Raw genomic sequence first — 12661 nt, 5'->3', positions numbered from 1 at the left:
TTAGGATTAAAAGACTCTAAGGGAAAAGAAGACGAGTAGTAGGAGCGTGTAAAGTATATTCAACAGTACGTTTGAGATGGGTTCTTTAACAGCCGGTTCTTTAACAGCCGGTTCTTTAGCAGTTGGTTCTTTAGCAGCCGGTTCTTTAGCAGCCGGTTCTTTAGCAGCCGGTTCTTTAGCAGCCGGTTCTTTAGCAGCCGGTTCTTTAGCAGCCGGTTCTTTAGCAGCCGGTTCTTTAGCAGTTGGTTCTTTAACAGCCGGTTTTTTAGCAGCCGGTTCTTTAGCAGTTGGTTCTTTAACAGCCGGTTTTTTGGCAGTTGGTTCTTTAACAGCCGGTTCTTTAGCACTAGGCTTATCACCGCTGACGGTCATACTGTTATTAGTGGCCTTAGAACCATCTGAGTCACTACCACATGCAGAGACTAGGAAGCTAGATATAGTGGTAATGCTAATAAGGAGTAACTTAATTTTAGATAATTTCATTTATTTTGCCATTGAGATGCGTTGCTAATATAACTCTTTAACATAAGATATTAAGGCTCTAGATTTGTAGGAACAAGCTGAGAGACTAGATGCCACTGAATATAGCAAACAGTTGAATTAGTGGGTGATATTAAACAGCAACATTATATTACATTGTTTATATATCATAAAACGAAAGATTAATATTTTCTTTGATGAAAGACACTTTGGGGGAAGTGTAGATATAGTCATTCCATTTTAGATTTGATACAAAGCCGCTGGAATAAATTGACGTCCGCCTCAGTCATTTCATGACTGCTAGCCAGTAATTTATACTAGCTAATCTTTTACGTATCAGCGTTAAGTAGGATTAACTATATTTCATAGGTGCTCAAATTAGTAGGTACTCAAACTTTGATAGCTGTATCACAAGATTGGTAACTACAAATAGGTTAGGTGTACACCAACGTTAATTTTTTAAGAGGGAATGAACAAAGAAGAGTATCCTATTACGCTATTTATTTAAGCCAGAAAATAAAGGAATAATAAGATATTTGTCGAAGGTTTTATCGTTAGCATGCTTATATTAATAGACTATTGTTATAAAAAAGTTGTTAATATAGGCGCAATGGGCTTGGCTGGTTGCTAACTATTGGCTCTTGCGCTAACTGTGCTAAACAACATGTTCAAGAGTAGGTAAGCAGTCGATAGTCAATCCATTTTAGATTTGACACAAAGTCGCTGGAATGAGTTTATACCCGCCTCATTCATCTCATAACTTCTAGCCAGTGTTTGTTCTATTGATGGCTTCCTTATCCCTGTCAGTAAGTACACACGTGTCAATCAATATGGCGTCTGTAAAGTAGATGCTTAGTTTCGCTATTGTGTTTCCAAGTGAGGGTCTTGCTGTAGGCTTAATATAAGTGATGGCCGTCTCAGGCAGACAATTAAACGGTTGATAAAAGTACGTCGCAGGATTGAGGTAGTAATCGGTTAACTATCTGGACAATTTAATATAAAGAGAGTAAAGAAGTGAAAATAAAATTATGGCATATTCATCATCGTTTTATCCGTAAAACCTTGTCTTATAACTTCAGCAGCATTTTAAATAAATAAATCGATAATTCGCTTTTTAACTTAACTTAATAATAAAGTTAACTTTGAGGTCATGTTATCGTACAACAGTTTGATATAACTTATGAAAAAACAGAACTTTTATGTCGCTACAGCCAATCTCTTGAACTTTGCCAATCCAGCTCGAACCTATTATGAGAATGCGCCAGAATATGATCAAGCGTCTTATCAGCGCAAACTTAAAGGTTTAAGCCAGCTTTTAGCTCAGACCCATGCCGATATTTTAGCAGTCCAAGAAGTCTGGGACAGTGACGCGCTAGAGGCATTAGCCGTGTCGCTAGGGTTTGAGAAGCAGCAGGTCATTATACCGCAGGCCAGCAATAGACCAAATGATCCCATAACTCATGGGCTGGGGGCGCAGGGCACACCAGCAGTAGGTTTGATTAGTCGATTTGGATGTTTATCGACCAACTCACTGATCGATATCAAGCCTCAGGCAGTTATTGATATTCCAGATTTAGGGCTGTATCGACAATTCAATAGACCACCGCTTTTGGTGAGGTATGACGTTCATGGTCAGCCTATTACTGTCTTAACTGCCCACCTTAAAAGCAAGCGTGCCTACCACCTCCGCGATGATAATGGTCAATTGCTTGAAGATATCGATGATCCAAATATTAGAGTTAGAGCCAAGCTACGCAGTCTATGTATGCGTGCCGCTGAAGCAGCTTCTATTCGAATGGTGTTGATTGAGCATATGAAGCATACTCGAGAGCCAGTCATTTTGCTTGGTGATATGAATGACGTTACGGACAGTGTTACTACTCAACTAATGGCGGAGACGGGTGAAGTGAACTACGATAAAGGCATGCGTGATGTCGCCCTTTTTGATGCAGCGCGTATCCAAACCCGATATGGCTGGATGAAAGATGTGGCCTACACCCATATTCATCAGGGAGTTCCGGAGGTGATTGACCAGTTATTTGTCTCAGAAGAGTTTTTAGCAGATAGCAAATACGCACTTGCCGAAGTGGAAAGGGTAGATTATTTTAATGATCATCTAAAGTGGGACTATGAAGATAGAGTTACCGATCACGGTATTGTTAGGGCCAAAATTAATCTTTTATAGCATAGATGAGTAAAATTAATCGAGCTGATAGGGAATTAATATTATATTCGCCTTGTCAGATATAGCATAAGTGATTATTATGCATTCGCACAAACATTGTTACTTTATAACTTTATGCCTTAATATTTAGTTATCAAATAATTCACTGGTTGCTTTTATCTAACATTTATTCGATAAGAGCGAAAGTGGCTATTAAAAAATAGTTTTGTATCTATTACCAGTGCAAGCTATGTTAAAAACAGTATCAAGTATTTGGATTGTCTCCGGCGATCCATAGTATTACGAATTGATTTAGATATTTACCAAAGGTGACGATAATGAGTAAGCAGTTTGAAGATAAAATTGAAGATGTACTAGTTGATTCCGAGCTAGCTAAGAAATTAGTACCCAATAAGTTTAAATTTACTAGCCAGCAAGGTCGCGTTCGCCGTCAAAAATTATTGGTCGGTGCCCGAACTTTGAGTGAGACCCGCGCCGTTAAAGATATTAGCCTGGCTGATGTTTGTGAAGAAGCTGGTATTCCACGCGCCTCGGCTTATCATTTCTTTCCTAATGTAGAAGCTATCTTTTTGGCATTACGCTTTTTAAATGCGATCGAGATGTTCGAAGCGCTTAATTCTGTAGAGGCTGCTGACTTTAACCGCTGGCAAGGTTACCTTACAGCGCTGATCGAAAAAGGCGCTAGTATCTTCCGTGAAGATAATGTTAAAGCAAAGCTTATCTACGAGACCAACACCCCTGATTTTGAAGGTGATGGCTTCGGCACCCAAATCGACGATCAAATCATTGAACTATTCTATAGTAAATTGGCTGCTAGATACGTCATGCCAGAGTTTAAAGATATTAAGGACGTGCTACTGGTCGGTTATAGTATCGCCAATGGTGTATTTATGATGTCTTATCGCTTAGAAGGTAGTGTTAATGAGCACTATTTACAAGAAGCAATAACTGCGGCGATCGCTTATCTGCGTTGTTATCTTCCTGAAAAGCTCCCTCTTAAAAAAGATAGCTAGTTTACCGTTATTAGTAAATAAAGTAACTAGGCAATAAATTAGTACCGTCACTTTAAAGCCCTCAGTTTATAGGATTGATTAGCAGTATTATTTGCTTATCGATCTAAAAGCTGGGGGTTTTTACGCTGTTATCGACGACGGCAATTGTTTTATCAGTGATACGCCTTGACACTGACCTCGAGTGGCTAATGGCTGAAGCTGGTTATACCACATTAACTCATCGGTGGTAAAACTATCAATATTGGTGCTGCTATTGCCATTGAGATAGTTAACTTTAGACTGGTTGATCCAGCGCTCTGCTGCTGCAAAATGCTCACGAGCGTGACGCCAACCAAACTCGCAATATTCAGCCGCTGCCCAGATAAGTTTGACCTCAGCAAATGCTAACTCTCTAGGATTAGCCTCAATACCACCTTGATGTTTCAGGCTTTGTAGAGTGGCCCACAAGTCAGGGCGCATTAAGCTTGAGGATTTAGGAATAGCTAAAGTTAAATCTAACTGGTCGAGCTGATTCTGTTGTAAGGCATAATAAAGGGTTAGTCCTTGGTATAGGGCATCTGTTCCTGCCGTTGTGAGGCTACCTTCACTGTCCTCACTATAAGCGTAATTGAGCCATGCCTGTGCTTTATAAGCATAGTAGCGAGTGTTCGGGCTTTGCTCATTATGCTGATAGTCCTTAAGCTGCGTCATCATACAGTCTATATCGTAGCGAAGCCCCGAGGTATACTGAGCATGGTGCGTATCGTTTTGCATATCACCCTGACAATAGCTACCAGCTGAGTAAAGGTTTGATGTAGCGGGTAAGCTTGATTGAGGTGGTTTTGATTGATGAGTCACTTGCGCATTGAGTGCTGGACTAAAGAGTAGTCCAGCAATTGCCAAAGGAATAACGGTTAGCAGAGTACTATTAACAATAGATCGCATGCAAAATGACTCCTAATTGTTGACTTGCGATTGAGCGGGCTCTTTCGGCTCAAACTTATTAACCGCTATACTTTTATTCTTACTTGGATCTTGTCGCTTAAATAAATCCTCATCAAACTTAAAGCGCATTTTAAAATAAGCCCCTTGCTGCGTACTATCATCGCTCGTGATATCCTCGTCACTAAAGCCCATAAAGTTATAGCCGAGTGATAGCCAAAGATTGCTCATAGGACTATAGCCAACTTCAGCCCCTAGCATATATACCGTATCATGGGCTTCATCATTCCAGTACGAGCCGGCTTGTAGCCCAGCGTCCCAGCGCTCATTAATGTCATAGAGACCACGGATGTAAGCTGCGTGTGCTGTATTGTCACTATCTAAGCCACTGGCATTATATTGAGTGTATTTGCCAGCATAGTGTCCTGATAGCGTCAAGGGACGAGTAGGGTGGTAGTTACCATGCAAAGACCACACTAGCGCATCTTTTTGATAAGGAGCCTCGCCCGTAAGATTATCATCAATGCGATACTCAAGCTTACTGAGCATATCAAGCTGATTGCTATCATAGTCACGATAAGCAGCGCCTACTTGGAAGCGGTTTACCATTCGATGACCATCGGCATACGTGACGTTTGAATAGATATCTTTAGCTAATAAGGTAATATCATCGTTATATCGATAAGCGGCACCGGCAGTAGCCAATAGCGTATCGCTAGTCCCGCCCCAACGCTTTTCAAAGCGGCCAGACAGCTTGTAATCGTCGTGAGCAAGATACTCAGCACCAATGCTAGCAGCGGTAGAGGTCTGGTCACTGTTGCCAGAGAGTGATTCAATGCGCTCAAACAAGGTATTAACGGTTAGGCCGTCACGGATATACCACTTATTATTCAGACCAATAGCAGCTTCTGCTTCACGAGCGCTGAGTGAGTCACGCATGCGGTACTCACTATACACCTTACCATCTTTCATGTAGTTGGCATCAAAACCGATAACTGTGCGTTGACGCTCATTACTATCATCAAGTCCATAGCTGCCCGTCAAGCTATTAATCAAGTCATGACGTGCATACAGTCGACCTAAGCTACCTAGTGCAGTCTCTCCACCGATAGCCGTAGCGTTACGGTTACTGTGTTCGATGTCTTGCTCATATTCTGCAAATACTTGAGTGCTATTGAGTAAAGAGGTATTGAGCTTAGGTAAGCGTGCGCTTATTTTAGCCCGTACTGTGGTACCCTCGATATCAGAGCTAGCATTACTTAAGCTTGGAGTGGCAGACTGATTGGTAATACGGTCATTAAATATCGTGTCGTCGGTGATACGGGTAGTACTGGTGGCTTCTTGAATATTGCGTGAAGCTGCTGCCGCATCTTGCTTGTAGTAACGAACGCCAAGCTCGCCTGTAATATTATCAGTAAGCTGATGCTCAATACCTGCTTTGATACCTTGCTGCGAGGCTTTAGTGACATTGTCTTTAGTCTGAACACCAGCCACCTTTAGTTTAGTCTTATTGTCAGTGCCCAGTCGATAATCAACATCGACACCAGACTCTGAGCGACCAGCCGTCAGTGGTGAGCTGCCCGTAACGAAGCCTTTATCCGCTGTATTATAATAAGCCTTAGCACTGGTACGACGATCGTCTTTGTAGCTAAGCTCAACTCTTAATGCATCACCCTTAGCCTCTAACTGATCTAGATTAGTACTATTAATCTGATTGGCTGACTGATAGTTAGGGTTTTGCGCTTCGTTCTTCGCATATTCGGCGATCAGCTTAGTGCGTTTATTGAGTTGCACCACTGTATTGATACTGGCTAGCTCTTCTTTATTTAGGGGATTGTCACTATTGATATAGCTACCGCCGATAGCAATTTTATGTGTTAACTGACGCTTGGCGCTGATACCGCCAACCCAGTATTTATCGCCGCCTTTGTCAACTTCTACAGTCACTCGTAAGTAGACTGGATTGCCATCAAGGTCTTGGCTTGGAATCGGCGTTTTAAGGTATAAGCTGTGGCTGACTGGATCGATTTCGTAGTCAGCAAAGCGAGTTAGGGCGGTGCGTGAGATGACAACACCAGGGTTATCTGCATTTCGGACGATTACTTCTACATTTTCAGAGTTCTCTAACACTGCATTAAAGTTGGTGTTAATAGGGTAAGGCCCTGAGACGCCTAAGCCCCGTGTCTCATTAACCTGCTGTGAGGTGCTGGTCTCAGCAGCGAAGCTAGTAACACGAGTATTGTCGTCTTCGTAGCGGGCTTTGAATCCAGTAAGGGTTCTGTTATAACTGCCAAGCTTAATGCCTTCATCGTCAGTTATTTGCGTTTTGATATCACCAAACATAGCGAAAGAGCGGCCTTTATCAAGTCGCACATAAAGCTTGCTACTGGACTGCGCGTCGAAGCCTTTGGCTGAGGCATCGCCATATACTGGATAATACTCATCCGGTTGAATATCACGGAATAGTCGCTCGCCCTTCTTATCGCTATCGTAAGATAAGGTTAGTAGATAGTCACCGCGAACCTTACCTTTTAGGAACATAGCAGCTCGACCAGTCGCCGAGTAATCATCATTACCAGCAAACTCATGCAGCTCTTTTTCAAAGGCACCTTGAGCATTAGAGATATGGTCAGGGTCGAAGTCTTTTAGCGATATCGCGCCTTCAACGATGCCCACAGCGATTAGCGGTCGGAGGTTAGGGACAAATTGAATCTCTCTGCGGCTCTCAATACCGTTAGCACTAATCTGCAAAGTGCCTTTGCCAGGTACTTTAGGAGATTGGATGTCTACCACGCTCTGCGAGCCTGATACCATAATTTGGGTACCAGGAAGATTAGGGTCAAGATCCTTGTTCAGGATAGTACCGATATTGGTATCGACAGTAATAAGAGCGTCACTGGCTACAGGTGTGCCATTACTGTCTTGTAGAGTAATCAGGGCCTGAATTTTATTACTGCCATTTGCCTCAACCAAGCTCTTATCGAGCTGAGATTTTATAGCGGTGATATCGCCAGGCGCAATTAAGCTGATTGACTGGGTATCAACGACTTTATGATCTTGGTCATAAGCTTTAATGGTTAAAGTGTTTTTACCAACTTTTAATGGGATACCAAAGTAGTCAAAGCCAATGATTTGCTGACTTTCTAATCGGCCAGTTTTACCAATTCGACTCTCTGGTACTAAGTCGCCATTTACGAACAGCTTTATATCATGGTTTAAGTTAGATAGTAGCTGAGCGTTTACTTGGCGAATAGGCAGTATTTGATTGGGAGTTAGATTGATAAATCGAGAGCTGTTATCAGTGCTAGACTGGATGTAGCTTTCTAGATCGACCATTTCAGGTGCTGTGATAGCAGTTGCTGTGATTAAGCTGGCACTGTTACTATTATCTGAGCGGTAGACGATAGCTTGTTCACAATCTTTACTAGTATCACTTGCGCCGTTTAGCTTACAGCCTTCAGCCTTGTCACTGTCAGCCGAGCTTGAGACGACATCATGAATACTAAGGTTAGCTTTGACCGCTTGCTCTAATGCGTTAAGATCGCTTTGAACCTTATCACGGCGCGCAATAAGTTCAGTATTAAGCTGGGTTGAGCTATCGGCTAAGCCATCAGTAATGGCAAAGTCCGCACGATGCAGTTCGCCATACTTTAAATCTACGAAGCGGCTGCTTGGATCACCGGTGTTACGATTGCCTTGCTCAACCAGCTCAACATTGGCAGGCAGCGTAGTACGATCAACTTTTACGACATGAGTTTTGGCGCTGACGCCATAAAAATTATACTTACCTTCGGCATCAGTAACTGCAAAGTTACCGTCTTCCATATAAAGACGGACCCCAGCGACACCAAGCTCGCCCATTTGTTTTTGCTGGATACCATCTCGGTTAATATCATTGTAGACCTTACCTATAATGATACCGTCGGAATTCATCACGCCGCGATTAACCTTGACTTGCCACTGCGCTTCAAGAGAGCGAAAGTCATTATTATTGGTATCTTTTGCACTGGCAAAAGCACGGTTGATACCATCACCTCGAAGTGCACTAGCGCCAACCAGCACTTGATAAGTGATGGTTTTTGTTTCACCACCTGCTAAGCTACCTAGTCCTAAGACTTGGTATTTACCTTGCGCTGAGAAGTTAGTGGCGCTTATTTGATTGGCTGCACTGTTTTTACCAGTACTATCTTTACCAGTACTGATGCGAACTGAGTTTTTTGTAATGTCAAAACCTTGGGGCAGGGTGTCTTTTAGTTCGACATTATAAGCCGTCGCCTCACCGTTGTTTTTGACATTAATAGTATAGTTGACATAGTCGCCTAATTCGGCAGATTTGACATCGCCGACTTTGGTCACTTGTAGACTAGGCGCGCTATCTACAATATCTATATTAGTGAATAGCTTGCCATCGATAGCACCAAGCTCTGAGCTAGACGGGGTTTGATCTAGGCCGACACTTGGTGCGATACAAGCCTCTAATAACGCAGTCAGCTTATCATTATCAAGCGTTTGAATAATGTCGTCGTCTACGGCGTTGGCATTGTTCTGTGTGGGCGCAGCCAGATGGAACTTCCCGGTATTGTTACCCGTCTCTATTCCTTTGAGTGATAGTTTATCATCCGTTAACGACGAGCTAATGGTTACCCAGACCTGATCGCGTTGATCGGCTTGCTGATTACATTGAGCGAATTTGGTTTCAACGTAGACATTATCGCCCACTTGATTCGTGGTCTCTGGGGTATCAAACTTAGAATTAGTAAATTGTATCTTAGGGGCGATTACTACCAGTTCATCATTTGCACTGGCTGATACTGATTTATCCTCTAATACCACAGCATCGATAATAACCTGTGCTGAGTCTCCATCCTCAAATGTTGGGCTGGTGTTAGCTTGAACGATGAGATCGATACTCTCGCCACGCTTGAGAGTAATCATATCAGGAACAAGGACATCGTTGTCGTCGAGGACACCGTTTTTATTAATATCTTGATAAATCTTGAAGTCTGACAGTGTATCAGGCTGAGTATGATTAAGAATAATAGAAGCAATCGAGTTGCTATTATTGGTTAAGGTATTATTCCATTCAATTCGCTGAGATTGACCATTGCCATTTATGGTTTTAATGGGTGGTCTAGTAAGATCAATAGCATAGCGAGGTGTTGGTTTTTCTAATTCTATCGTTACGGTATTGGATAAAGCTGATAGGTCTTCATTATTACGATTGAATTTTGCAGTAGCCGTATTGGCCAATAAAATCTTGTCTAAAGCATTGGGTTGAGAGGGCTGTGCAGTCGATTTAGCAGTGCTAGAGGCCATATCAGCTGCCAATGTGGGCTGAATATTAACCAACAGAATAGCCAAGCTTAGGCCTGATAAGCGTGCAAGACAAGAAGAACAGCTAGAGTCGCTGTCCTTTGAATTGAATGTTACTAATTCAGGTCTTGAGTTCAGACGCATATTTGTGAATCAACCTTACTTAATATTTGAATATCTGAGATAAAGTCGCTATGAGTATCGTCATACCCATAGCGCTAAATATATCTAAACAACAGTTAGTCTAGTTACCGACTAGTTAGCATTGATCTGACGAGCAAATGTCAATACTGCTTTTTCGTTATTAGCCAACGTAAATGCAGTAGTCAACACTCTAGGGGTTTCAAAAGATGCTGTACCTTTGGTAGCGCTAGGATCGATTGCCATTGTAGAGTTATCCAATACGCTACTTTCTAAAGTATCGCTGATCACCACATTAGTGATTTCACTAGGATAGAAGTTTGTCGCAGTGATTTGATAGAAGATACAATCACCAGGTCTAGCTTCAGTTAGCGCGATATCGCTGTATTTGCCTTCAGCTTGGCTGGCTACGCTGCTACAAGTTTTGCCCGCACCTGGAGTAACAAGCGCTTGTTTTTTGATAAGCTCTAGAGCTTTTTGGGCTTTAACAACCAGCTTGATATTGTCAGAGCTTGACGAGCCTTCAGGTGAAGCCTTGATCGTTACTGGATAGTTGTGACCGTCTTGCAAGATAGTGCCTGCAGGTACTTTGGCCGTAACAGTAACTTTTTTCTTCTCACCTGGTTGGATAACACCTGTTGTGTTTGAGAAAGTAATGTCAGTTAATTGACCAGCTTGAGTTGCTGAGTCATCAATTGACAGATTAAAGTCTTTAGCTACGTTACCTGTGTTATGAACGTAAGTCTCAAAAGTAACGACCTGCTCATTTAACTGACCATTGCCAGTACCTGAGGTTGCACTGTTTGAGGTGGCATTGGTAATGATAACTTCTTTGATGATTTGGTTATCTTTACTGGCGTTACCTGGTACAGTTTCATTATCAGCGTAATCATCAGTTTCACTTTCGTTGATGCTACCTGAGATATTTGTTTGGCCGTTTGGTGTGTTTATCGTACTGGTAGGTGGGGTATTTTCATCGATATTACCATCACCATCAGAGTCCGTACCGACTGAAGCCACGTTTTGGATGTCTTGTGATTCGTCAACTACTCTAACTTTAAAGGTCAATGTACCAGCTGCGTTATCGGCGGCGTTGGTATTAACTGCAACTGTGCCCGCCTTATAGACGATTTTTTGACCAGTGACGGTGAAGTTAGAGGAGTTTACAGGGCTACCATCAATCTGGGCTGAGTCTACGATGTATTCCACACCATTAGGAAGGGTATCAACGATAATGACATCATTAGCAGGTGTTGAAGCGCTGCTATTACCAAACTTGATGGTATAGGTGATCTCGTCGTTGTTCTCAGCCGATCCACGTGAGGCATTATCAAGGCTAATCGTTGCAGATTTTGCAATGACTAGATTTGATACTTTAACGACACCCGTATCTTTATTGGTTTTGCTGATACTGGTTTCGTTAGTCGCCGTCACTGTTACTTTACCGGTATTACCGTCTTTAAAGCTGCTAGTATCATTGTCTTTGGCGACTACGAAGAATTTCTTGCTGCTACCTGCCTCTACCGTAATTTGATTATTACTGATAGGGTTGCTTTTGTCTGGCTGACCTGGGTTAGCAGAGTCTTCTGGATAGATAGTGAACTCTTCATACTCTAGCTGATCACCAGTATCGTTCGTAGCTTCAATGGTGTAAGTATCATTGGTATTACCCGTGTTTTTGATGGTATGGGTAAAGGTAACTTCACCAGTATTTTTATTGATGGTCTGCTCTTGGTTTTGAGTTATCTCAAAGCTTGGCGCATCACCAACGGTAATCTGAACGGTGTTAGACTGAGTTGTAATGGTTTGACCACCCACCTCATAAGTTGCGGATGCAAAGTTAGTGATCTGCGTGCCAGAAGCAGGAGCTTCAGCAGTTGCAGGCGTAATACCTACTAGGCCAATAGCTAAGGCACTGGCGAGAGTAGTAAGTTGAGCATTTATTTTCATTAATAGACCTCTACAGAAGCTAGACTACATAATCATTATGTAGTCTGATTGATAAAACTAAAAAGTTTGTGAGATTGACTAAGATTTGCTTAAGTCAAGTTTGGTGTCGGCACTGACAGCAGCAGATTTACCAGCAGGTAAAAGCTTGATGGTCCAGCGCAGAGATTTATATTGTGAAAAAGGAACTTTGACAGTCTTGCCATTAATCACTTGAGTGAGTGGCATGGGCTTGAAGGTGACTCCATCGGTCGAAGCTAGGGCGCTACTTGGATAAGCACTACCAGTGAAGCTCATATTTGCAGGAATCGGAAGCGTCACTGCGATGTTGTTTACCGCTTTATCTAAATGATTGGTATAAGTAGCAGTATAGCGAATGACCTCAGCACCATTTAGTTGAGTAACTGCTTTTAGCTGCTCGGCACCTTTGCTGTCTTTTACGACTTGATGAGCTGTAAGATTGACCGAAATAGGATCAGTAGCGGCCATAGAAAGTTGCGCAGCTGATAATGCTGTCGCCACTACTAATCCGCTTAAGAGTGTTTTAGTTGAATTAATAATCATAGGAACTCTCCAATAAAGTTTAATTCTAGCTACTACATATTAGACAACGTCGTTGAGATGTCATTTTGAAGCCACTTTGGATTACGCTAAGTATCAG

General features: G+C 42.3%; 7 protein-coding genes. 2 read left to right on the top strand and 5 right to left on the bottom strand.

What is annotated here, in order from left to right; translation table 11 throughout:
• Window positions 1–6: 6 nt before the first annotated feature.
• The gene (locus EGV92_RS09835) at window positions 7–483 is read right to left on the bottom strand and encodes a histone H1-like repetitive region-containing protein (protein ID WP_165525605.1); all 477 of its coding nucleotides are present in this window, start codon (window positions 481–483) and stop codon (window positions 7–9) included.
• A 1177-nt stretch (window positions 484–1660) separates the two neighbouring features.
• On the opposite strand from EGV92_RS09835, the gene EGV92_RS09830 reads away from it, so the two are divergent.
• Window positions 1661–2665, top strand: coding sequence for an endonuclease/exonuclease/phosphatase family protein (locus EGV92_RS09830; RefSeq protein ID WP_131669072.1), 1005 nt, complete (start codon window positions 1661–1663; stop codon window positions 2663–2665).
• A 317-nt stretch (window positions 2666–2982) separates the two neighbouring features.
• Entirely contained in the window at window positions 2983–3678 is a 696-nt protein-coding gene (locus EGV92_RS09820; RefSeq protein ID WP_131669070.1) for a TetR/AcrR family transcriptional regulator, read from the top strand.
• A gap of 120 nt (window positions 3679–3798) precedes the next feature.
• On the opposite strand, the gene EGV92_RS09815 is transcribed toward EGV92_RS09820, so the two are convergent.
• The 4 genes from EGV92_RS09815 to EGV92_RS09800 form a co-directional block, all read right to left on the bottom strand.
• The gene (locus EGV92_RS09815; RefSeq protein ID WP_131669069.1) at window positions 3799–4602 is read right to left on the bottom strand and encodes a hypothetical protein; all 804 of its coding nucleotides are present in this window, start codon (window positions 4600–4602) and stop codon (window positions 3799–3801) included.
• A 12-nt stretch (window positions 4603–4614) separates the two neighbouring features.
• Window positions 4615–9960 carry an SdrD B-like domain-containing protein gene (locus EGV92_RS09810; protein WP_242678682.1) on the bottom strand — a complete coding sequence of 1782 codons (5346 nt, stop codon included), beginning with the start codon at window positions 9958–9960 and terminating at the stop codon, window positions 4615–4617.
• Window positions 9961–10167: 207 nt separating this feature from the next.
• Window positions 10168–12003, bottom strand: a complete 1836-nt coding sequence (locus EGV92_RS09805; RefSeq protein ID WP_131669067.1) for an autotransporter outer membrane beta-barrel domain-containing protein — start codon at window positions 12001–12003, stop codon at window positions 10168–10170.
• 78 nt (window positions 12004–12081) lie between these two features.
• Window positions 12082–12564 (bottom strand): hypothetical protein, encoded by a 483-nt coding sequence (locus tag EGV92_RS09800; RefSeq protein WP_131669066.1) that lies wholly within the window; start codon window positions 12562–12564, stop codon window positions 12082–12084.
• Between the last annotated feature and the right edge of the window lie 97 nt (window positions 12565–12661).

Origin of the sequence: Psychrobacter pygoscelis (assembly GCF_004335015.1) — a bacterium.
Taxonomy (GTDB): domain Bacteria; phylum Pseudomonadota; class Gammaproteobacteria; order Pseudomonadales; family Moraxellaceae; genus Psychrobacter; species Psychrobacter pygoscelis.
The sequence above is the reverse complement of the archived record's forward strand: the minus strand, read 5'-3'. Positions and strand labels throughout refer to the sequence as shown.